The sequence below is a fragment of the Planococcus koreensis genome (assembly GCF_004761975.1).
In the GTDB taxonomy this organism is placed as follows: Bacteria; Bacillota; Bacilli; order Bacillales_A; family Planococcaceae; genus Planococcus; species Planococcus koreensis.
Window position 1 is genome coordinate 73,864 of record NZ_RQII01000054.1, and the last position, 22,474, is coordinate 96,337.

A 22,474-nucleotide genomic window follows, 5' to 3' on the forward strand; every position below is an offset into this window, starting at 1 on the left:
TCACTTTACATCATCCTGTTCTTTGTTGATCACGTCACTCAAGGTTTCGCGGTTCCAGTTCAAGGTCGGCAAATTCGATGTGCCCAAGCCTTCTTTCAGCAGATCCGCTGCTGTCACTTTGGACAAATACTCAATCAGCAAGCGGTCTCCTTGCGCAAAAACGCTGCGCAGCAGTTCCTGCCCTTTTTGTGCATATTGGCCGTCCTGAAAAGCCAAGCTAATCAATCCGGTATCTGGATACAATTGAATCGGCCCTTCCATCGCTTCAATCGCATCGAGCATCGTAATCTCCGTTGCCGGCTTCGCCAGCGACACACCGCCATTGTTTCCCGGAACCGACACGGCAATGCCCTGGACCACCAATTTCCGGATAATCTTTTTCATATAGGAAGGCGAAACGCCCAGCCTTTTGCTGATCTCGTCGGAAGCGAGCGGCGCGCTGCTTTCCTGTGTCGCCAGCAGCACGATGATGCAAATGGCTTGCTCTACCCCTTTTGTCAATTGCATGGTTAGCACCTCTTTCATCTACTTTTCATATCCATTATGGATATACAATATCTATTTAGGAATGATACGCCTTTTTTTCGGAAATGCAAGAGGCAGCTTCCCTTTTTTAAATGAATCGTTCCCAAAACAAAGAAAAGCAGACTATCCGAAAAATCGGTGTCTGCTTTTAGGCTGATGGATGAGCGCATGCATTTTGATGGTAATTTTGGTGGAAATAAAGCGGTAACGTACGGTCTAGCTATTAATTAGTACGTACAAATTCTAGTCCCGATTAAGAGCGTTTTGATAATAGAGGTTCCGGTCTGATGCTGTTTCCTCAAAGCTTTCCACCGCTTGCTCCTCAAGTTCTAACATTACCGCTGCCACTTCATCCGCGCGAATCGGCTCCTCTTTCAATACATGGATCGTTTCGCCTTCCCGAACCGAATGGACGGCAATGTCATCGATCCAGCGGCTGGGTATGCCCAGATCCTTGAGTGACGCCGGCAACCCGATTTTTTGATAGAAGCCTTCCAACTCCTCCGCTTCTGCCGCTTTGCCTTCCAGCAGCAATTGCACCAACACGCCGTATGCCACTTTGTCGCCGTGCAGCGCCTGGTGCGATTCGGGTGCGATGGTCATGGCGTTGTGGATGGCATGCGCACCTGCAACGCGGCCGTATTTATCGCCGAATCCGCCGACCATGCCGCCAAGCATGATGATTGTTTCGGCAACTTTGATGAATGCATTGGACAGCTTTCGCTGCTTGGCATCGGCAATGGCGGCTTCCGCGTGTTCAAACATTTCGTCAGCGCAAAGTTTCGCAGTGTAATGGGCGATCTTCAAGGCGATCGGCGGGTCTTCGAAGCGGCTGATCTGGACGTCCGCCTCGAACCATTTCGCGATGGTGTCGCCGATGCCGGCGACGAGCATGGCAACCGGTGCATCGATCAAGACCCGGGGCTCGACCAAAAGCAAGTCGACGCTTCCGGGGAAGACCGTGTAATGGGTCATCGTCCCTTCTTCTGTGTAAATGACGCTAAGCGGCGTCCACGGTGCACAATTCGATGCCAGCGTCGGAATCAGCACCGACTGGATGCCGGTTTCGTGGGCGACACCTTTCGCGATATCCAGCACTTTGCCGCCTCCGGCTCCGATGATTGCATCGGCTCCCAATGACTGAGCGATTTCAGCAACCCGACCAATTTCTTCGAGCGAACTTTCACCCCGGTACAGTTCAAATGCAGCTTCAACTCCATCCAAGTCCGGAAAATAGGGGCGCAGCGCTTGCCACGATTTCGTGCCGGTCAGGATCAGCACTTTCTTGATGTTCCTCTTTATCAATTTATCTTCGAGTCTATCGAGCACGCCCGCATTACAGCTGTATTCAGCCGGTGCCCCTTTTACAATGATTTCTTCCATCCTGTCCCCTCCTTGATTAGCGAGATTCCATCCATTCGGGTTTGCCGAAGCCTTCGAAATCGGAATCGATCAACGCTTCAAATTCCGGAGACTCCACGATTTCCACCAAGTCTTTGGCCAATTGCGTGTCTTTGTTTTCTGTTTTGACCGCAACCAAATTGCGGTATTGGTCTGGCATGTCTTCTAGCACCAGCGCATCGAGCAGATCCATTTCAGCCGCCAATGCAAAGTTTCCTGGCACAGCTGCCAAGTCCGAGCTTTCAACGGCACGCGGCAAGCCGCCTGCTTCGATTGGCTGGAACACGAGATTTTTCGTGTTTTCAGCGATGTCTTTTTCAGAAACCGTCAATTCTTCCGCTGCCGGATCCAACGTGATCAAGCCGTGGTCCTGCAACACCAGGAACGTGCGTGCCGCGTTGACCGGGTCGTTCGGGATGGCGATTGTTGCGCCGTCTTTGATTTCTTCGATTGAGTTAAATTCATTGGAATAAATGCCCATCGGCGCTGTCGGCACAGTGATCAGGCCAGTCAGGTCCATGCCGTTTTCTTTCGAGAAGTTTTCCAGGTAGATCGAGTGCTGGAACAAATTGGCGTCGAGGTCGCCGTTGTCCAACGCGTTGTTCGGCTGAATGTAATCGCTGAATTCCACGATTTCCACGTCGTAGCCTTTTTCTTCAAGAGCGGGTTTGAATGCCTCATTCAGCATGTCGCTATAAGGGCCAGCCGTTCCGCCGAGTTTGATGGATTTGCTGTCAGCGTTCGATTCTTCCCCACCGCCGCAAGCGGTAAGCAAGGCAAGCAGGACGAGCAGGATAGCTGGTAAGATGATTTTTTTCATGTGGGTTTCTCTCCTTTTGTTATCGTTTGTCTATTGCTTTTGACGTCCAGTCTCCAAGTTGCTGAAGGATTTGGACGAGAACGATCAAGATGACGACGGTGACGATCATGATGGTATTGTCGTAGCGGTAATAGCCGAAGCGGATCGCTAAATCGCCGATGCCGCCCCCGCCGACGACTCCTGCCATCGCGGAATAGGCGACCAACGAAATGATCGTGATCGTGACGCCTTGGATGATGCCCGGCTTCGCTTCCGGCAACAATACATCTTTGATGATCATCCATGGCGTGGCGCCGACCGCAACCGCGGCTTCAATGACGCCTTTGTCAATTTCCCGCAGCGAGGTTTCAACGATGCGGGCGAAAAACGGAATGGCTGCGACCGAGAGCGATACGCTTGCTGCCGCTGGCCCGATTGTCGAGTCCACCAATAGCTTCGTCAACGGGATCAATGCGACGAGCAGGATGATGAACGGAATCGAACGCACCATGTTGACGGTGAATCCGAGAATCGATTTGATCACTCGGTTTTCCAGAAACAGTCCTTTGTCGGTGACAAACAACACGATGCCGAGCGGCAATCCGACGACAATGGCAATCGCGAGCGACACGCCGATCATGTATAAGGTTTCGCCGAATGCTTTTGAAATATCCGGCCATAATTCAAGCATATGCTGAAAATCAAATCCCATTTTGAATCACCTCCACTTTTGCGCCACGGCCTTCCATATACGTAATGGCCCTCCGGATGTTGTCCGGTTGCCCTTCGATTTCCATCAAGAACAAACCGAGCGGCTTTTCCTGTATATATTCGATGGTGCCGTGGAGAAAGTTCCCTTTGACATCAAAATGCTGGACGGTATCGGTGATGACGCCTTCTCCGGCAACCGCTCCCTTGAACTGCACTTTGATGATGCTGCCTGTACACGCATCCAGAATCGGCTGCGGCACATCGAACGACACGACCGAAGAAATGAACTCTTTCGTCAAATCGGTTTTGGGATCCGAGAAGATGTCGTAGACTTCCCCTTCTTCGATGACCTTGCCGTCCTGCATGACCGCCATGCGGTCGCAAATTTCTTTGACGACGTTCATTTCGTGGGTGATGAGGACAATCGTGATGTTCAGTTCCCGGTTGATCTTTTTCAACAGCCGCAGGATCGACAGCGTCGTGTTCGGGTCCAATGCGGAGGTGGCTTCATCGCAAAGCAGGACCGACGGATTATTCGCCAGCGCCCGTGCAATGCCGACGCGCTGCTTTTGCCCGCCGCTCAGCTGTGCCGGATAAACGTCTTTCTTATCCGCCAGCCCGACCATGTCCAGCAGTTCGTCGACCCGTTTCGCCGACTCTTCTTTTGGCCGCTTCGCCGCTTTCAGCGCAAATGCGACGTTTTCGCCGACCGTCTTTTGGCTGATCAAATAGAAATGCTGGAAGATCATGCCGATTTTCAGCCGCGCCTGGCGCAGCTTTTCGCCGCGCAGGTGGGTCAAGTTCAAACCGTCCACTTCGATATCGCCGCTTGTCGGCTGTTCCAATAAATTCATGCAGCGCAGCAGCGAACTTTTCCCCGCTCCCGAGTAGCCGACGATGCCGAAAATTTCGCCTTCGTTGATAGTCAGCGTGACGTTGTCGACGCCGGTCACCAGGCCAGTTTTTGTTTTGTAGTCTTTTGATAAGTTCTCTATGCGGATCATGATGGCCCTCCTCTTTCCTGCCAATAAAAAAGTGCCCCTTTCATAGAGAAAGAGGCACCGTAAATGGAATTGGTTTATCTTTCAGAATGAAATCATTCTGCAGGATTTAGCACCTTCCCAGCTCGTGCTGGGGGTTGCTGGACGTCATCGGGCCTGTCCCTCGGTCTCTCTTGATAATGTTCCATATGAAGTTGTGTGTTGGCTTGGATTCAATAGTAAAGGACATTCCAAATGCTGTCAAACCTTTTTTGGCAAAGAAATTGATTTTTTGAAATTGTTGGAGCTGCTTTAAAGAGCAGTATTTTTCGTATTTGGTTGTATTCAAAACCATCAAGGGGCAAATCCATAATAGAAAAAGAAGTGCGCGTAGACACCAAATACTGAAATCACTAAACAAAGAAGAACAAATAAAATCATCATGATTATTTTCGACGCTTTTCCAATTGTTAGTTTCTGAATCCCCTTATAGGTATGAATGCACAACGCTGCCACCAGCGGGATCATCAACAAAAAATAAAAAACAAAGATGCCATTTGCAAACACATCAAAGTAATCCCTATCCACACTTTCAGTCGTTCTAAAATAATGTGTAAACCCTGCGAATGCAATGAGAAAAGCCGCTTGCATCAGCACAGCATAAATGAACAAAGGAATTCGGTATCTCCCCAAATTGCTTAGCTTCCAAAAAACAAAACAATATATGATTGCTGCAATTATCCCTGCATATAAATTATACGGATAAAAAATACAATCACCCTTCCTGAACTCTGATTTCCTTCAACTTTAATCATACCAATAATACCCATAAATTCAATTTCCCTGTATCTGAATGCAGCTATACAAATACCTAATCTAATCATCTTATTTGGAATTTTATGTTAAAGTTAAACTATAGAATCTTATATGATCACGGAGGTGAATGATCCTGTATGCATTTGAATCATCGTTCTGGTTAAAGCTGCTCTTGTTAATTGCCGTTCTGTCTTTAGCGATGTTCCTGTTCAATGCACTCATGCGCAAACTCTTGAAAGTGGAGCGGCCAAAAGCGTTCTCCCATAACCACGTGAATGATGCCCACAGCAAAATCGACTGGAGCATCCGGATTTTGTTCATTTTCCTGATGCTGATCGGCGGTTTTATCAATGCAACGAGGCTTGATGAAGAGACTTATTTGTTCTTGGAGACCTGGTTCCTATTGTTTGTACTGGTCTTCATCACTGAAACAATCCGGGCGGTCATGGAGTGGAAATACGCGAAGAACCCGAATGCCTATCTGTATACGATTTCGCAATTGGTTTTCGCCCTGGCTCTGGCCTTCGTCGTACTTTCCACTGATTTTTTCGGTATCTTTTAACTTTCCGCTGCACGAACCTGCATCATTCCACAGCACAAAAACCGCCGAAACCTTGCCATTAGCGAAGGTTTCGGCGGTTTTATTATTTCAGATGATCTTAATGGTGCGACCCGCTGCCTTCTTTTTCCGGCGGCGGCCCTTCTTTTAAACTCTCCACTTCCTTGTCCGACAATTCACCGACGATAAACTGGTGCTGCGGGCTCACGAGCGAGCCGTTGTTTCCGGCGTGCACGACGAAATAATACAGGCCGTCGTTTTCAAATTCTACGGGCAGGCTATACAAACCACCGCCTGCTGCAATGGCTTCTTCCATCGGCTGGTGCACCGAGCCGTCTTGGTTCAAGACTTCAAAATGGACGTAATCCGCTTTTTCCACCAATTCCCCGTTCTGCTTCAACGTGGCCTCCAATGGGACCTCGCCGCCTGCTGCAATTTCTTCCGGCACGTTCACTTCCACTTGCAGCGGCGTTTCCTTTTTGTACAGATCCGCCGCGTCGCCGCGAAGCGCACAGCCGCTCAACAACAGCAAGCCGATGCTGGCCCACACGATCCATCCCACTTTCTTCATTCGGCCTTCCTCCTTTCGTTCGCTTATGCGTTCAGCCATTTTTTGACGGACGGGATGCGCTGGATGACCAGCCAGTCGAACAGCCAAACGGCGACGATCGACAGACCGACCAACGGAAACAGAATGCCCAGCCCTATCATGATGAATAAAAACGATTTTGTTTTGAACAATGCAGGTGCTGCCGGTGCGCCTGTCCCTGTACCGGGTTTCCGCTTCCACCATAGGTAAAAGCCGCTGATGGCTACGAAAATGATGCCCAGGCATATGAACAGGCTGACCAGCTGGTTTACTAGTCCGAACTGTGATCCTTTATGGAGCGTGATGCCCCAAGCGACCACTTTCCCGATGACGCCGTAATTGTCGTAGCGGTAATCCGCCAGCACCGCGCCGGAATATTGGTCGATGTGCATCGTTGCTTCATCCTGTGCTTTTGGCGGGAAGACGGAAAGTGTGTAAACCCCTTCCGGCTCCTGCGGAATGAACACCGAATAGCTCGGGTGGATGTTTTCACGCTCCGCGGTTTCCACCACTTGGTCCAACGACACCGGAACAAACCCTTCCACCGACGACAACGGGACATCCAGCGTTTCGGCTGCCCATGGGACTTCGGCGATTGCTTGCGTTTCGACGCCTGATGACGGTGCATCGCCTACCCATACAGAAGGCGGGTAGCCTTCCCCGGTATTTGTCGTGATCGCTTGGAAATTCGCTCCCCATAAGCCCGACCACGGCAAGCCGGTCATGATCAAAAACAGCAAGCCGGCAGAAAGCCAGACAGCGGGTACGACGTGCAGATCACGCCGCCGCAGTTTCGGCCCTTTTCGCAAGCGTGGAAACAATACGCCGGCCATGCCGTTTTTCTTTTTCGGCAACCACAGCAGCAAACCGGTGACGATCAGCACCACCGCCCAGCTGGCAGCCAGCTCGACAATGCGGTCGCCAAGCGTCCCGGCCATCAGTTCGCCGTGGATTTCTTCGATTTTGTCCATGATGCGGTCTTCGTTATTCAGTTCCCCGATCCTTTTTCCTGTATACGGATCCATGAACACCGTCAGCGATTCTCCGTCAGCGGTGATGGTCACTTCGCTTGACCGAGTATCACTTTCCCCCGGCCGGTATTTCGTCATCACCGCTTCCGGATACAGCCGGCTGACTTCATCGATTTGTTCAGACACCGCGACGCGTTCGCCTTGTACGGGCACTTCGTAATAGTCCTGGTAAAGAACATTTTCAATTTCCGCTTTAAACAAATACACGGACCCGGTTACAGCCAGCAGTACGAGCAGCGGCGCAAACAGAAGGCCGGCATACAAATGCCACCTCCACACCGTTTTGTGGAAAGCGCTACCTTTTTGCTTGTCCGGCGCAGCCGCCGTCTTTGTTTCTTCTTTTTTCATTATGTATTCCTCATTTCCCGTGGCGTTGGGTGCTTTTTACGTAAACGGATCGACGTCCGATACGTTTCTATGGAACTAACGCAAGAAAGCCGTTTTTAGATTTTTTCATTTGCCGCTTGTCCACTTTACACAGAAAATGTGAGAGAAGAATGAAGTATTGTGATTTTTTATTCGATTCAGCTTCCACTTAAAAAATCCATTCCCTTAGACCAATTGGCCTCGGAAATGGATTTCAGTTGCCCCTTTCTTTTATGAAGAGACGAATTTATTTATCGTTTTATATTCCGCATCAATAAAACCAATGCAATGGAACAACCCAAAGTTAAAGCAACCCATAATGGGATAAACGGATCTATGACAGCTGTATTTCGGTAACTCATGGCTGTCATGATGATTAACGCCAATCCATACGCTGTGGCTTTCACGAGTACCACCGAACCCACTACCGGTCCCCAACGATTTTTTCGCCATAACAATACCCCGCCAACAATCATCGAAGGGATTAGCAGCGTCAAATCGACAGCAAAGACAACGGCAGTCGGGTGGCCGGTTTGGGTAATGCTTTCGTGCACCTGCCCCGTAAAGACAAAACTGAGCGACAATGCAATCCACATGCCCCCGAGCAATGCCGCAAACAGCAGCATGAAAAGGCTGACTGTTTTATAGGGGAGCTTTTCACTGAAGCTTCGGCTGAATTCCTGCACATCGGTTTGGAGCAACGCCAAAACAAGTGTGCAGATTGAAAACACGAACAACGCTGCGTAGAGCAAAAAGAACGCATTAAAAGCAGCGCCAAAAAGATAGAACATGTAGTTGTAGACCATATACCACAGCGAGCCCATCCAGAAGAGCCGGCCTTTTTTAGCACCGCGCAGCGAAAAGAACAGCGAAACCAGCAGCATGGGCACCACGACAAACAAGGTCACGAGATCATTGCCTTGCCAAGCAGAAACTACGAGCTCATTGTCCCGGTAAAGCCCGTCAACGAACAGCCCGCCCCAAGAGGAAATAGCAGCCATCACCGCGATCAACACCGAAAAGAGCAATAAGGTTTTATTCTTCCTTATCAACATCCGAATTTCCTCCCTTTGCCAGAACCGCTAAACTAATTGTTCTTTATCGTTGGACGGATTTAATGTGGAGGTTTTCATGTTTTAGTTACTAACCATCCTACTACAATCTGGGGGATTTCCCAAAACCAAGGCCAAAAAGAAAAAACAGCATGCTTTGAATTCAAGCACGCTGTTTTCCCAATTATTGCAGGTAATTCATCGGATTGACCGCATTTGACCGCGCCCCGTTCCATGAACCTATATGAATTTCAAAATGCAGATGCGGGCCGGTCGAGCGTCCTGTCGAACCAAGCAAACCGACCGTTTGGCCTTGTGAAACGGCTTGGCCAGCGGATACGCTGATGGCGCTCATATGAGCGTAAACAGTCGCATAGGATTGGCCATTGATCGAATGGGTAAGAATGACGACGTTTCCGTATCCACCCATCACGCCAGCAAAAGAAACATAGCCGGATGCTGAAGCGGAAATCGGTGTGCCGGTAGCATTCGCTATATCTTGCCCTAAATGCGATTCAGCGCCTTCTCCGATATCCCGTCCACCGTAGCCGGATGAATAACGCCCAGCAACGGGTCTGATAAACATCGCATTAGAAGATGGTGCAGGTGCAGGCGCAACTGCCGCTTCCGGGACTGGGCTTGCAGAAGGGCTTGCTGCTTTCGGTGCGGGAGCAGCTGAAGCCTTGGATCTGTTGGCAGCTTCCCGAGCCTCTGCAGCGCGTGCTTCTTCAGCCGCAGCCTTCGCTAATGCCTCTTCTTCTGCCGCTTGAGCGAGTGCCTCTGCTTCATCTTTTGCTGTTGCTTGAGCACGCGCTTCTTCAGCTGCTTGTGCTCGAGCTTCTGCCACAGCTTTTGCGCGTGCCTCTGCCGCAGCAGCTTGCGCCCGTGCTTCAGCAGCAGCTTTTTCAGCGGCTATTTTGCGCAGGCGTTCTTCTTCCGCTTTTCTTGCAATTTCCGCTAAGCGGGCTTGTTCATCAGCGATTTGTTTTTCCAAATCTTCGCTGATTTCGATCACTTCACTGAATTTAATTTCCAGGCTGCCTTTTTCTGTCGCTAATCTTTGCTGTTCGGCTTCCAGCTCTTTTACCAGACCGGCCTGCTCTTTTTTCTGTCCATCAAAAGAAGCTTTTAACCCGACCAGTTCCGAACGGCGTATTTCCTGCTCATTGAGCTTGCTTTCAACTTGCGCTTTTTGTTCGGCCAATGCTTTTTTGTCATCTGCCTGGTTTTGCATAATCTCGCGATCTGCATCAATCAGCGTGTTGACTGCAGAAAAACGGTCAATAAAATCAACGAAACTATTCGCGCCCAGCAGGACATCGAGATAATCGACCGATCCGCCGCTTAATTGGATGGCACGTGCCCGTTCCTTGAGCAATTCTGTACGCTCAGCAATCTTTTGTTCAAGCTCCTCAACCGATTTTCTCAATTCATCGATTTCGGATTTTGTTTGATCAATTTGGGATTGCACCTGATTGATCTTTGCTTCTGTTTCGTTAATCTGGGTATTCAAATCCGCTATTTTCCCGGCAAGCTGTTCCAATTTCGTAGCATTCTGATTGAGCTGCCCCTCTTTTTCATTGATGCCTGAATTCAGCTCGCTTTGCTGCTGCTGCGCTTCTTGCTTTTTCTCTTCTAATTTATCCAGGTTCTCCGCATTAGCCGTAGGGATTAAAATCGATAAAGCTAATACTGAAGATAAACTGGTCACCATCCATTTCGAAATCAAGTATCTGTTCCCCTTCCAAGATCGTTCTGATGCTGCTCCATACGATTGACGATTATGTCGCAGTCTATTTCTTATGTATAAAAATCAATTAATTGCTATAGGATTGATTTTTGTAGAATTCATTTTCCAAAGCTTTAATTTTCTAAGTATATCAGCTAAACCTCCGCCCCAGATTACAGCCATGTTTCAATTTTTACTATTTACGAAATATTTCTGTATTATTTTAACTATTCAAGTAATTGTTTTTTCGTAAAGATCAGCATATTTCAAAAGTACATGGACAAAAAAACAGCGTTTCGAGGAAATGGATTTCCTCGAAGCGCTGTAAGAGTAGTAATGTTTTCTCCGCTGTTTTACTCCATTTTAGGATATTTCTTTGCGAAGGAGCGGCATAAAAATATTAACTTCTTTAGCTCAAATCATATCTGCTAGTTAGTCAGCCCATTCAAAATCGTATCGATATTCCATTCCATCATTTTGATATACGTATCGCCGTCTTCTCCTGGCTTGCCGATCGAATCAGTGAACACTTTCCCTTTGATCTCCACGCCAGTTTCCCTTGATACCATCTCCATGCTGCGGGGATCGATGCTTGTTTCTAAAAACAAGCCTTCGATGTTCTGCTTTTCGATGATATCCAATACGCGCGTAATCTGCTTAGGCGTTCCTTGGTTTTCCTGATTGATTTCCCAAATGTATTCTGCCTGGAAATCATACGCTTTGCTGAAATACTTGAATGCGCCTTCGCTCGTGACAAGAATGCGTTTGTCTTCCGGAATCTCGCTGTACCGGTCAATGGCATCTTCATGAAGCGCTTCTAATTCACTGATATAGACTTCCGCATTCTCCTCGTATTCTGCTGCATGCTCCGGATCTATTTTGACGAAAGCATCCCGTGCATTTTCTGCATACTTGATGCCGTTTTGCACATCCAGCCAAGCATGGGGATCTTCTTCGCCTTCTTTTCCTTCAGTCGTCAGAAACATCGGCTCGACCCCTTTGCTCAATGCAAATACGGGAGCCTCGTCTCCTGATTTGCCAGCGGTATCCATAAGTTTTTCAAACCATGAATTCCCGGCTTCCAGATTTAAGCCGTTATAGAAGACGGCATCGGCATCGGTGGTTTTTTGGACATCCATTGGCAGCGGATCGTATTCATGCGGATTGGAGCCGATCGGAGCCAGGCTGTGAATTTCCACGCGGTCTCCTCCTACGTTGCGGACTATGTCGTAAATAATGGAGTAAGTGGTGACTACCTGTATTTTGCTTCCTTGCTCATTCGCTGAGCTGCTTTCGTTGCTTGAGCACCCAGCCAGCATAAGCAGGAAGAACAGGCTAATAAACAAAAACTTTTTATTATTTTTCATCGCTATTCTCCTCTTTTGTAAAATTTAAATTGGTGCATTGGCCTGTTTTTTCTTGGCACTCAGTTTTCTCCAAACCACGCCTTGTTTAGGGGAAAACAGGAAAGCCATAAAGAAGAGAGCCGTCGCTGCAAGCACAATCGTCGCACCTGATGCCAAATTATAAGTGAAGCTGAAATACAGTCCGATGACAGAAGCACTCGCCCCGATTGCGGCGGAAAGAAAAACCATCACCGATAAACGGTCTGTCAGCAGATAAGCGGTTGCCGCCGGCGTGATAAGCATCGCTACGACCAGTACAATGCCGACTGTCTGCAGTGATGCGACGGTCACCATCGTCAGCAGCGTCATCAAGAAATAATGGATGAGCCTCACGGGAAGCCCGTAAACTTCTGCCATTGTCGGATCAAAAGATGTGACGAGAAGCTCTTTGTAAAAGATATAAACCGACACCAATACCAGCACCCCGGTGCCGAGCGTGATCCACATATCCGAAGGCCGGACTGCCAATACGTTGCCGAACAAAATATGATACAAATCCGTGCTGCTTTCGAGTACCGTAATCAGGATGACGCCTAACGCAAAGGCAGCTGTAAACATGATGCCGATTGATGTATCTTGTTTGATGCGGCTGTTTTGGCTGACAAAGCCGATTCCGATTGCGGTTAACACCCCTGTAAACACAGCACCGAAGAAGAAATTAATGCCCAGTGCGTAGGCGATCGCCACTCCGGGCAGCACGGCATGTGAAATCGCATCGCCCATCAACGCCATGCCTCTTAAAATGATAAAACAGCCGATGACGCCGCAAATGACGCCGACCATGATGGAAGTCATCAAGGCCTTTTGCAAAAAGTCGTATTGGATGATCCCTTCGATAAAAGCCATGATCAACCCACCCCGACTTCATGCAGAAAAGCTAATTCCCGTTCGTACGCTTTCAGGATGATTTCCGGACGCAATACTTCCTGCGGGTTTCCGAAATGAATGACCTGCTTGTTCAGCAGCAGCAATTGGTCAAAATAATCATTTGCTTTGCTTAAATCATGATGGATGACCACGACCGTTTTCCCGTGATCTTTTAACTCTTTCAAGAGATGGATGATCGTTTCTTCGCTGGAAACGTCAATCCCGACAAAAGGTTCATCCAAAAAGAACAGATCGGCATTTTGCGCCAGTGCTCGCGCGAGAAAGACACGCTGCTGCTGTCCCCCTGATAATTCCCCGATCTGCCGGTCTGCAAATTTCTCCATCCCTACTTGTTCCAGACACGCGTAAGCCCAGTCTTTTTCTTTTTTCTTTGGACGCTTGAATAGCCCCAGGTTTGGATAGGTGCCGATTAAGACGGTATCCAGCACGTGGATGGGAAAATCCCAGTCAAACTCGCTGCGCTGCGGTACATACGCGATTTTCTTGCGGTTTTCTTTCAACGTGCTTCCCAATATCTCGATGCTGCCCTTGTCAATCGGCACGAGATTCAATAACGCCTTCAAAAGAGTCGATTTCCCGGCACCGTTTGGCCCGATGATCCCTAATATATTTCCTTGTTCAACCCGCAAATCAATTTCTTGAATCGCCGGTTTGCCGTGGTAAGAGACGTGGACATTTTTTAATACGAGTGCAGAAACCATTTTATTCCCTCCTGACATTATTTGTTGTTAGTTGAATTATTTTTCCTAAAGGAAACTTTTTAATAGTTTATTCCTTTTTCGGATAATTGTAAATAGAAAAGATTCTTTTATTTCTTTAGTTATAATCCTCTGCATTGAACGCAAAAAAAAGCACAAAGTGCTAAAGAACAGCCCTCTGTGCTTCTCGTTTCTTGGATGCCCCCCCCCTTACTCTTTGTTGATTTGATAGGCATCGACTTTTTGCATCGTGTCGGTCCGGTATGTTTCAAAGGACAGGCTGTCCGGCGTGATCGCCACATTGGTGAACGTCGGCACTTCCAATTGTGCTTTGACCGCAACATACGGCTCTTTGCCATCCGCTAAATCGTAGAACTTGCTGCCGCTTGATGAGTTAGCCGTGATGTAGACGGTTCCTTCCGGAGACTTGGCCGCATCCCCTTTAACCGTTTCACCTTTCAGCGGTTTGAAGTTTTCCATCTGATGGGTTCTTGCATAGGAATGGTCATGGCCCATCAAGACAGCATCGATATCAAGCGCATCGATTGCCGGCACAAGCCCTTCCCGCAGCTTCAGAATCTCTTCTTCCTCTGCGTGCCCGCCGACGCTGTAGATGGAATGGTGGAACACGACAATTTTCCATTTGATGGCTTGATCTGCTGTGTCTTCAACCGCCTTTTCCATGAACTGCACATGCTCTTCGGTGTTCCCGCTATTGGTATTCAAATTCATGAACAACACATCGCCGTACGTGAATGAATAATCACCGCCGGCATTTCCTGGATCCTCCAGCTCCGTCTCATTCGGAACATTAAAGTGGTAGCCATAGTATTTTGCATTGTCATGATTGCCGATGGTTGTTGCGACAGGAAGTTGCTTCATGATGTCCGGCGCGAAGTATGCGCTGTAATCCTTCTCTGATTCCGAATCATCCACTTGGTCTCCGACAGATTGGATAAAACTCGTTTCCGGATATTTGCTGATGGCCTTTTCCAATGTATCCGTCCAATTATTGCGGTCTTTCGACAAGAACCACGACGAACCGATCTGCGGTCGCCCATCAACAGGAAATTGAAACTTTCGGTATCGCGGGTTGAGAAGGTGCTTGTTTCGTACCAATGGCCTTTTCCATCCCCAATGCGGTATTCGTATTGTGCTTCGGCCACAAGGCCAGTAATTTGTGCTTCGTTGCCGGAAAATCCGCTCGCCCCTTTTTTCAGCTCAGCCGTTACAGTTTGAGTTGTCCCTTCCGCATCGACGCGTCTAACTTCCAATACGCCCGGCGTTGACGTTTCGGGCGCATACCAGGAGAAGTTCATTTCCGTTTCATCCTGCCCGGGTGCCATTGATACATCAGTGACGACGGCATCATGTCCGTCAGCTTGCGCCATGTTCATCGCTGCAGCCGAACTTCCCACTACAAGCGACAGAAGAAGGGCTGCCATACCTTTTTTGATTGAACGGTTATTGAATGTTTTCATGATAACCACCACACCTTTCGTTTATAAAATCCATCATAGGCTCGTTAAACGAAAGTTGAGTGAAAATTTATCCGCTGCTTCATATACTTGCTAAACTCCACACAAAACCCACATCTTTATGTAAAAATGGCTGCAACAGAAGAATTGAAAGGAAGCGAAGGACAATGAAAAAGATCCTGTTATATTCATTCGCTTTAAGTTTCATCTTAGTGGGCTGCAGCGACAATGAAAATAACATGCCATCACAACAGGACTCGCCGATGAATAATGGGCATATGGGCGGCGGAAACGACGGAAATCAAGGCATGGGCGGTATGGGCGGAGGCATGATGGGCCAAGGGAATATTCCCAGCCTCGAATCCTCTGAAGGAGTGACTGAGTTGCCGATTCCACCAGTATTGGAAAAGCAACAAGGCCAGGAATTTGATTACGAAGTTACCGCCCAGGAAGGCAGCACTGAATTTTTCGAAGGCATCTCGACTGACACTTTCGGCTATAACGGCGATCTGCTGGGTCCGACGCTTAAACTGGAACAAGGCGAAAGTGTCGACGTCAAAATCACAAACAATTTGGATGAACCGACAACGTTCCATTGGCATGGCCTCGAAGTTCCCGGTGAAATAGATGGCGGACCGCACGGCGAGATCCAGCCTGGCGACAGCCGCATCATCACATTGGAAGCCGATCAGCCTGCCGCCACCCTTTGGTATCATCCGCATGTCCACGGCTCGACGGCTGAACAAGTATTCAAAGGCCTTTCCGGGATGCTGCTCATCGATGAGTCATCCGGTTCCACTTCCGAGCTTCCGAATGAGTACGGAGTCGATGATATTCCGCTCATTTTCCAGGACCGTTTATTTGATGAAAACAAGCAATTGGACTATAACCGGCTCATGAACCCTGACGGAACCTTAGGCGATATTTCCATCGTCAACGGCACGATCAATCCAAAACTGACCGTCACCCAGCCCGTCATGCGCTTTCGTATACTGAACGGAGCGAATGCACGAAATTACACGTTCCGCTTAAGCAATGGCGCAAGCTTTACGCAGATTGCCTCGGATGGCGGCTTGCTGGATGAACCGGTTGAAACCGATGCGCTGACATTAGCCGCTTCGGAGCGCGCTGAAATTCTCATTGATTTTTCTTCAATGACTGATGAAGAATCCCTTGCCATCATCAACGACGAAGGCGTCGAATTGCTGCCGTTTGATGTAGCGCTCGATGGTGCTCCGGCTGGTTCAGCTCAGATGTGGACCGCGGATGAGCCATTCGTGAGCGAAGAGGAAAGAACAATGCCGGTCACGAAGGAAATTGAGTTGTTCGGCATGATGGAAATGGTGACGATCAACGGCAAGACCTTTGATCCGGACCGCATCGATTTGCGCCAGCAACAAGGCGTTACGGAAGTATGGGAAGTTTATAATGAGCCCGATATGATGGGCGGCATGATCCACCCTTTCCATATTCACGGCACCCAATTCAAGATCATTTCACGCGATGGCAAAGAGCCCGCACCGAACGAACAAGGCTTTAAGGACAGTGTACGGGTCGAGCCCGGTGAAAGGGTGAAGTTGCTTGTCACATTCCCTGAAAAAGGCGTCTTCGTTTTCCATTGCCATATTTTAGAACATGAAGACAATGGCATGATGGGACAAATCGAGGTTTATTAGCAGGCCGGAAACGATTGAAATGCATTCTTCTTAGGATGTTGAATTTAATAATGGATAAATTGAAAAAAGCGCAGTTTCTCAACTTCAAATTGAGAAACTGCGCTTTTGCTATTGTCTTGCATCCCTGTAGTTCATTTGAGTTAATCACCATCATTGATCTGCACGTTCGTTGGATCTTGTTCGTAAACCATCTTTCCGCCATAATGCCCCGTTAAAGTGAGCGTAGTTCCGCCAGCAATACATAAGATGAGAACGATGGGCAGGACAAAGGGTATTTTTTTGTAATGGGCCAACACCTTTAAAGCAAGGACGACGCCGATAATAATCAAAGTCGCAAGAGCGTAAGTTTCATGGGGTTCCAGGTACGTTTCAATCCCTTCGCCCCATCTATTTTCTGCAAACTCCTCTGCTGCTTCCCCGCTCAAGTATGAAAAAATCCCCATCACAAATCCTGTGGACAATAATAAGAAAGTAACCTTGTTAAAGAAGTCTTTTTTCCATAAAGCCAGAAACTGCGTCACAATCCCGAGGCTTATTAAGGCAATCGGGAAATGCACTAAAATCGGATGCAACGGTGTTGTAAACATGATCTTCACCTCCATATAAAAACCATCCTATGCCCGTTAAAAGAAAATTAAATGAAAATTCGCCATGCCAATAAAAAAGAACCGCATGTTTCCATGCGGCCCCTCTTTGAAACAATAACAAGTCAATCCATTTTCTTGATCACAACGGTAAAATCTTCATCGATGTTGTCGAGCAATTCTACACCTGACTCAATTTCTCCCAGTTTGACAAGCCCTGCTGAATAACTGAAATCGCCGTAATACATATTGACGTTCCCCCACGGAGAATAATAGGCAAAGTCGCCGCGTGCAGGGACATGCCCGGAAGGCGCCCCTTCTGTAGGAAGTTTTTCAGGCGGGTAACTCAGTTTTTCAAATCCACCGTATTCCTCAAAAGTCATTGTCAAAGGAAGTTGGTCCAGAAACGCTCTGCTCGTTGGATTATCGCCCATTTTCACAACGATCTCCCCGCCGTCAAAAGCAACGCTTACTCTTTGTTCTGAACCCCTCACCTCATCATCCTCCTTGGAATCACGACCTGGTTCCTTTTGCTCTTTTTCTGATGGATCCTCTTGTTCGTTTGTTTCCTTTTGTTCATCAGCCGACTCATTGGCCGCCTGGCTGTTAGTGGAATCGTTATTTCCGCTATTGCCATTTCCGCATGCTGCCAAGGCAAAGAAGATCATCACAGCCAAAGTGAATGCCACCCAATTTTTCATTTCACTCAGCCTCCCTATCCGTTTTAAAAAAGGAGTTCCGCAGCACAATGCAGACAAACGCCGCTACTAACGACAGAACACCCACGCTTAAAATGTATTTCGTTCCATATTGCGCAATGACGATTCCTGCAGCGCTGGCTCCAATAGTTGTTCCTAAGTTAACAGAAGTCAGGAAAAGCCCATTGGCAAAATCCGGAGCTTTTGGAGCGGCAGACATGATCCAGTATTGATTGAGATTGGCGCCAATCCCTGCCAAAACTCCCCAAATCACGATAAGTGCAGCTGTTGCCGCTGCAAATTCGGCTGCATAGAAAAAGAGCAGGTAGACAGCCGTCAACATAATGGGAAAAATCGTTGCGGAACGGATCGGATATTCTGTAAGCAATTTGCCTGCCATGACGTTCCCCACAATATTGGCCAAACCATAGACAAGCAGCATTGCACTGATGGCATTGGCTGACATATTCGTGACAACTTCTAAATATTCGGCCAGGTAGCTATAGATACCGAATATGGCTGCGTTCAAGAAAAGCACGGCGGCAATAGACAGCCACGTAATTCCTTTGGTTAATACCTTCAATTGTGCGCCGTAAGATATTCTTTCCTGCACCGGCATCGAAGGAACGTATAGCCACGTAGCGATAAATGTAAAGATGTTGACGATGGCGAAAAAGGACATTGCCGCTTCCAGCGAAACCGCATTGGCGATGAAGCTGACCACTGGCACTCCCAGAACCATCCCTGCGGACACACCGATAAACACTTTCGCTATCGCCTTTGGTGCTTCCCGCGCGCTGACAGAAGCAGCCGCCACAGATAAAGCCATGGAGACATAAACGGGATGGAAAAAGGCTGGGATGACCCGCGCCAATAAAGCAATCGTGAAATCTGTGGTGAAGACCGCAATGATGTTGCCGATGATGAAGATGCCCAGGACCATCAACATCACAGTTTTTCGATTGATGCGCGAAAACACCAATGGCATCGTTGGCCCAGCGATCGCAATGGCCAGCGCAAAAAGGCTGACCAGCAAGCCTGCGGCAGAAACGCTGACGCCATACCGATCGGCTAAATCCGGCAGTATGCCGATGACCCCCATTTCGGTATTGATGATGCCGAAAACACCAACGGCCAAGATGAATATCAGCAGTTTTTTTGATTTTTCCATAGTTTTTTTCACTTCCATCATTGATTCTGAGTTGTAGAGCTTCTCTAAAGCGCTTGGTTTTTTACATCTAAAACCAAGCCGCAATTTACTTGAATTGTCATGTTCCATCTCTGCTTCGATTAATCGGTCTTTCTAGTCCAATCATAAGATGCTATGATGCAGATAACAAATACCTATATCAGATAGCTTGATATAGCTTATAGCTATAGGAGGAATGTTATGGAAATTCGATTGTTGAAGTATTTTATTGCGCTGGCGAATCACGAGAGTGTATCGGCCGCAGCCCAATTTTTGCATGTGTCACAGCCGTCGTTGTCCAGGCAATTGAGTGATTTTGAAAAAGAGCTCGGCACCGTTTTATTCATCAGAGGCAACCGGAAAATCACGTTGACAGAAGAAGGCGCGTTCTTGTTGAAGAAAGCGAAAGAGATTGTTGAATTAGTGGATAAAACGGAAGCTAATTTTAACCAGTCTGCAGAAATCATCAGCGGCGAAATCTACATTGGCGGCGGCGAAACAGACGCCATGCACTTGATTGCGAAAGCCTTGAAATCGTTGCTTGAAGAGCATCCAGGCATCCAATTTCATTTGTATAGCGGCAATGCCGATGACATCGCTGAAAAACTCGACAGCGGGCTGCTGGATTTCGGCGTTGTGATCGAACCTGCAGATAAACAAAAATACGATTTCCTGAAAATACCGGCTACCGATGTATGGGGAGTGTTGATGCGCAAAGACAGCCCTTTGGCGAATAAACCCTCCATCCATCCGAATGATCTACTGGATAAACCGTTATTGATTTCACGGCAAACAGCTGTCAGCAATGAGTTGAGCGGCTGGTTCGGCCAGAATATCCAGGATTTGAATGTGGTTGCCACCTATAACCTGATTTATAATGCCGCCTTGATGGTCGAGGAGAATATTGGCTACGCATTAGGCTTGGACAAACTCATTAATACAACGGGCGACAGCCAGCTATGCTTCAAACCGCTAGAACCGGGGATGGAAGCCAATTTAAATGTGGTCTGGAAAAAGAATCAAGTGTTTTCGAATGCATCCAAGAAGTTTTTGGATCAGCTGCGGCGGACAATTGAAGTGCATTCTTCTTAAGCTGCTTATTTCAATAAGGGATAAATCAAAAAAGCGTAGTTTCTCAAATTCAAGTTGAGAAACTACGCTTTTTTAAAGAGCTTGTGGAACAGCAAGTTCTGCATAAAAAACAGCAGCAAGGCGGCCAAACACAGATTGATGTAATACCAAACACCGTCTCCGAAAAAGTCCAAAGGAGAAACGGTAGATGGCCGGCGAGCCAAATAGAGGTAATTGGATTCCGTGAGCGGATTCACCAGAAAACCGATGATTGCGGCGTACACAAGCAATAAGGCATATACCAAAAACACCGTCCGGATGGTGATCATATTTGGAAAAGCCAAGCCTAAAAACAGGCAAGCCCAGGAAATGGCGGTGTGCTGGATAAAGAACAACCAAAACCGAAAATGTTGATAATCGTAAGGTATTTCGGGTGTCACCAAGGCCAGGAAAGCCGGAAAGATGCCGATAAAAAATGAGAGCTTTATCCAAAATGGCCGCAGGCTCAATAACCCCAACATCGCAGCAAGAGAAGCGATCCCACACAAATGAAGCGGCATGTGGATGCTGAAATTCCAAATATCCTGCGTAATGGCCCAATACTGGTAGGAAACTTCTGAGATTAAAAGAATGGAAAACAATAGCCAGCGCATCCGCTGGAACAACTGAGCTTTCACTGGCAGCCGATCTTTCATCAGAATAAGACAAAGGAAACCGAAGAGGGCTCCGCTTAACGCCAGCAAATGGCTCGTGGAAAAAACCTGGAACGGATAGTCGGACCTTGCATCAAAAAAGTTTTCCATGGCTGCCCTCACTTCTAACTCGTTATGAGAATAGTTTAGCATTATTTGCCGTTGCCAGAAGTTTTATTCGCCGTTGGCTCCAGTCCATTATTTTGCCCCATAAACGCCCTGCATCTATTGGCGACTAGGCGGAGCAAAGAGAAGATGTTAAACTGTCACTATATTCAGCCAATGGAATTGGCACGGGTCAGGACTTGTAATGCAGGGGCTGGATAGCCGTACTCCACCGACAATTTTTGAGATGGGAGAGGATAAATGATGAATGATATGATGAACGCCACAACGGATGAAATCCGCCAGGCAATCCGCCAGGGCAATTGGGACAAACCGACATCCGGCTTGGCAAACGGCTTTCTTCAAACGAATCTTGTCATCCTTCCAAAAGACATGGCGTTCGAGTTTCTGCTGTTCTGCCAGCGCAACCCGAAATCGTGTCCGTTGATCGATGTCACAGATCCCGGTTCCTATACCCCGTCGCTGTCCGCGCCTTCCGCCGATCTGCGCAGCGATATCCCCCGCTACCATGTGTACCGGAACGGGGAATTGACTGAGAAGCCGACCGACATCACTGAACTCTGGCAGGACGACATGGTCGCTTTTCTGATCGGCTGCAGCTTCACGTTTGAAGAAGCACTGGTGAAAAACGGCATACCCATGCGCCATAACGAGGAAGGCCGCAATGTCCCGATGTACAAAACCTCGATTCCGACTGTCAAAGCCGGACGCTTCGAAGGACCAACGGTTGTCAGCATGCGGCCCGTTGCGGAAAAAGATCTGGTGCGCGCAGTCCAAGTGACGAGCCGCTTCCCAACTGTCCATGGTGCTCCGCTCCATATCGGCCATCCCAGCAGCATTGGCATCACCGATCTGGACCAGCCGGATTACGGCGACAGCGTCACGGTCAAAGAAGGGGAAGTTCCTGTATTCTGGGCATGCGGCGTCACGCCTCAAGCAGTCGCGGCCCATATCAAACCGCCGTTCATGATCACCCATGCACCTGGCCATATGTTCATCACGGACATTAAGACGGAAAGTGTCGGCGTGATTTAAACAAAGCACTGTTTCCCCTTTCGGAAACAGTGCTTTCAGGTATTAGATAAATGAATCTTATGTTAATTAAAGAATATGAAATCATTGCATCTTAGGTATACTGGATTCTGCGCTCCATGCGGACGCTTTCCGCGGACGAAGCGCTGAGCCTCCTCGTCGCAAGCTCCTGCGGGGTCTCACCACTCCGTTCTTCCGCAGGAGTCGCCGCATTGCGCTCCGAATCCTTGAGAGATTGCTTATGCAAAAATGGATGAGTTGTTTACTCTCTTCAATTAAAGCTACATGCTGACAACCGGTCTGGCCACGAAGACTCCTGTGGGACAGCGAAGGCTGAAGACCCCGCAGGAAACGAGGTTTGAAGAACCTCGTTTGCGA

Annotated in this window: 23 protein-coding genes and 1 riboswitch; of the genes, 4 read left to right on the top strand and 19 right to left on the bottom strand. The window is 48.2% G+C overall.

The genetic code is table 11. From position 1 onward, the window contains the following. From EGV91_RS13000 to EGV91_RS13025, 6 genes are all read right to left on the bottom strand, one after another. Complete coding sequence (locus EGV91_RS13000) at positions 1-507, bottom strand: RrF2 family transcriptional regulator (protein WP_135504393.1); 507 nt, start codon at positions 505-507, stop codon at positions 1-3. A 261-nt stretch (positions 508-768) separates the two neighbouring features. Continuing rightward, positions 769-1,908: an iron-containing alcohol dehydrogenase family protein gene (locus EGV91_RS13005; protein ID WP_135504395.1), complete on the bottom strand. Its 1,140-nt coding sequence runs from the start codon at positions 1,906-1,908 to the stop codon at positions 769-771. A 16-nt stretch (positions 1,909-1,924) separates the two neighbouring features. After that, a complete protein-coding gene (locus EGV91_RS13010) occupies positions 1,925-2,746 on the bottom strand; it encodes a MetQ/NlpA family ABC transporter substrate-binding protein (RefSeq protein ID WP_135504397.1) in 822 nt (273 codons plus the stop codon). 19 nt (positions 2,747-2,765) lie between these two features. Continuing rightward, entirely contained in the window at positions 2,766-3,437 is a 672-nt protein-coding gene (locus tag EGV91_RS13015; RefSeq protein WP_135504399.1) for a methionine ABC transporter permease, read from the bottom strand. Continuing rightward, a complete protein-coding gene (locus tag EGV91_RS13020) occupies positions 3,427-4,440 on the bottom strand; it encodes a methionine ABC transporter ATP-binding protein (protein WP_135504401.1) in 1,014 nt (337 codons plus the stop codon). Before EGV91_RS13020 ends, EGV91_RS13015 begins: the two co-directional genes overlap by 11 nt. 71 nt (positions 4,441-4,511) lie before the next feature. After that, a riboswitch (SAM riboswitch) is annotated at positions 4,512-4,620 on the bottom strand. A 150-nt stretch (positions 4,621-4,770) separates the two neighbouring features. Further along, on the bottom strand, positions 4,771-5,109 hold the full coding sequence (locus EGV91_RS13025) for a hypothetical protein (protein ID WP_135504403.1): 339 nt from the start codon (positions 5,107-5,109) through the stop codon (positions 4,771-4,773). Positions 5,110-5,359: 250 nt separating this feature from the next. Between EGV91_RS13025 and EGV91_RS13030 the strand changes: the two genes are divergently transcribed. After that, on the top strand, positions 5,360-5,794 hold the full coding sequence (locus EGV91_RS13030) for a DUF4181 domain-containing protein (RefSeq protein ID WP_338325056.1): 435 nt from the start codon (positions 5,360-5,362) through the stop codon (positions 5,792-5,794). A 97-nt stretch (positions 5,795-5,891) separates the two neighbouring features. Here EGV91_RS13030 and EGV91_RS13035 read toward each other — a convergent pair whose 3' ends face one another. The 9 genes from EGV91_RS13035 to EGV91_RS13075 all read right to left on the bottom strand — a co-directional run bounded on the left by EGV91_RS13035 (position 5,892) and on the right by EGV91_RS13075 (position 15,031). Beyond that, positions 5,892-6,362: a FixH family protein gene (locus EGV91_RS13035; protein WP_221300878.1), complete on the bottom strand. Its 471-nt coding sequence runs from the start codon at positions 6,360-6,362 to the stop codon at positions 5,892-5,894. Positions 6,363-6,385: 23 nt separating this feature from the next. Then, positions 6,386-7,759: a PepSY-associated TM helix domain-containing protein gene (locus EGV91_RS13040; protein WP_135504405.1), complete on the bottom strand. Its 1,374-nt coding sequence runs from the start codon at positions 7,757-7,759 to the stop codon at positions 6,386-6,388. A gap of 269 nt (positions 7,760-8,028) precedes the next feature. Continuing rightward, positions 8,029-8,832 (bottom strand): hypothetical protein, encoded by an 804-nt coding sequence (locus EGV91_RS13045; protein WP_135504407.1) that lies wholly within the window; start codon positions 8,830-8,832, stop codon positions 8,029-8,031. 181 nt (positions 8,833-9,013) lie between these two features. After that, positions 9,014-10,558 carry a murein hydrolase activator EnvC family protein gene (locus tag EGV91_RS13050; protein ID WP_135504409.1) on the bottom strand — a complete coding sequence of 515 codons (1,545 nt, stop codon included), beginning with the start codon at positions 10,556-10,558 and terminating at the stop codon, positions 9,014-9,016. A gap of 428 nt (positions 10,559-10,986) precedes the next feature. Beyond that, positions 10,987-11,925, bottom strand: coding sequence for a metal ABC transporter substrate-binding protein (locus EGV91_RS13055; RefSeq protein WP_135504411.1), 939 nt, complete (start codon positions 11,923-11,925; stop codon positions 10,987-10,989). Positions 11,926-11,949: 24 nt separating this feature from the next. After that, positions 11,950-12,810 (bottom strand): metal ABC transporter permease, encoded by an 861-nt coding sequence (locus tag EGV91_RS13060; RefSeq protein ID WP_135504413.1) that lies wholly within the window; start codon positions 12,808-12,810, stop codon positions 11,950-11,952. A gap of 2 nt (positions 12,811-12,812) precedes the next feature. Further along, positions 12,813-13,553, bottom strand: coding sequence for a metal ABC transporter ATP-binding protein (locus EGV91_RS13065; RefSeq protein WP_135504415.1), 741 nt, complete (start codon positions 13,551-13,553; stop codon positions 12,813-12,815). A 207-nt stretch (positions 13,554-13,760) separates the two neighbouring features. Beyond that, positions 13,761-14,546: a metallophosphoesterase family protein gene (locus EGV91_RS13070; RefSeq protein WP_158290614.1), complete on the bottom strand. Its 786-nt coding sequence runs from the start codon at positions 14,544-14,546 to the stop codon at positions 13,761-13,763. Continuing rightward, positions 14,429-15,031, bottom strand: a complete 603-nt coding sequence (locus EGV91_RS13075; RefSeq protein ID WP_135504418.1) for a fibronectin type III domain-containing protein — start codon at positions 15,029-15,031, stop codon at positions 14,429-14,431. The genes EGV91_RS13070 and EGV91_RS13075 overlap by 118 nt, the downstream gene beginning before the upstream one ends. Before the next feature lie 164 nt (positions 15,032-15,195). On the opposite strand from EGV91_RS13075, the gene EGV91_RS13080 reads away from it, so the two are divergent. Further along, positions 15,196-16,704: a multicopper oxidase family protein gene (locus EGV91_RS13080; protein WP_135504420.1), complete on the top strand. Its 1,509-nt coding sequence runs from the start codon at positions 15,196-15,198 to the stop codon at positions 16,702-16,704. 140 nt (positions 16,705-16,844) lie between these two features. Here the strand turns inward: EGV91_RS13080 and EGV91_RS13085 are convergent, their stop codons facing one another. The 3 genes from EGV91_RS13085 to EGV91_RS13095 all read right to left on the bottom strand — a co-directional run bounded on the left by EGV91_RS13085 (position 16,845) and on the right by EGV91_RS13095 (position 19,157). Next, positions 16,845-17,291: a DUF2231 domain-containing protein gene (locus tag EGV91_RS13085; RefSeq protein WP_135504422.1), complete on the bottom strand. Its 447-nt coding sequence runs from the start codon at positions 17,289-17,291 to the stop codon at positions 16,845-16,847. Positions 17,292-17,413: 122 nt separating this feature from the next. Continuing rightward, positions 17,414-17,989, bottom strand: coding sequence for a cyclophilin-like fold protein (locus EGV91_RS17145; protein ID WP_206662874.1), 576 nt, complete (start codon positions 17,987-17,989; stop codon positions 17,414-17,416). A 1-nt stretch (position 17,990) separates the two neighbouring features. Further along, complete coding sequence (locus tag EGV91_RS13095; protein WP_135504423.1) at positions 17,991-19,157, bottom strand: MFS transporter; 1,167 nt, start codon at positions 19,155-19,157, stop codon at positions 17,991-17,993. A 219-nt stretch (positions 19,158-19,376) separates the two neighbouring features. On the opposite strand from EGV91_RS13095, the gene EGV91_RS13100 reads away from it, so the two are divergent. Beyond that, a complete protein-coding gene (locus tag EGV91_RS13100; protein WP_135504425.1) occupies positions 19,377-20,267 on the top strand; it encodes a LysR family transcriptional regulator in 891 nt (296 codons plus the stop codon). 62 nt (positions 20,268-20,329) lie between these two features. Here the strand turns inward: EGV91_RS13100 and EGV91_RS13105 are convergent, their stop codons facing one another. Continuing rightward, on the bottom strand, positions 20,330-21,049 hold the full coding sequence (locus EGV91_RS13105) for a YwaF family protein (protein WP_135504427.1): 720 nt from the start codon (positions 21,047-21,049) through the stop codon (positions 20,330-20,332). 258 nt (positions 21,050-21,307) lie between these two features. Here EGV91_RS13105 and EGV91_RS13110 point away from each other — a divergent pair, with 258 nt between their 5' ends. Beyond that, positions 21,308-22,099, top strand: a complete 792-nt coding sequence (locus tag EGV91_RS13110) for a putative hydro-lyase (protein ID WP_135504440.1) — start codon at positions 21,308-21,310, stop codon at positions 22,097-22,099. Positions 22,100-22,474 lie beyond the last annotated feature (375 nt).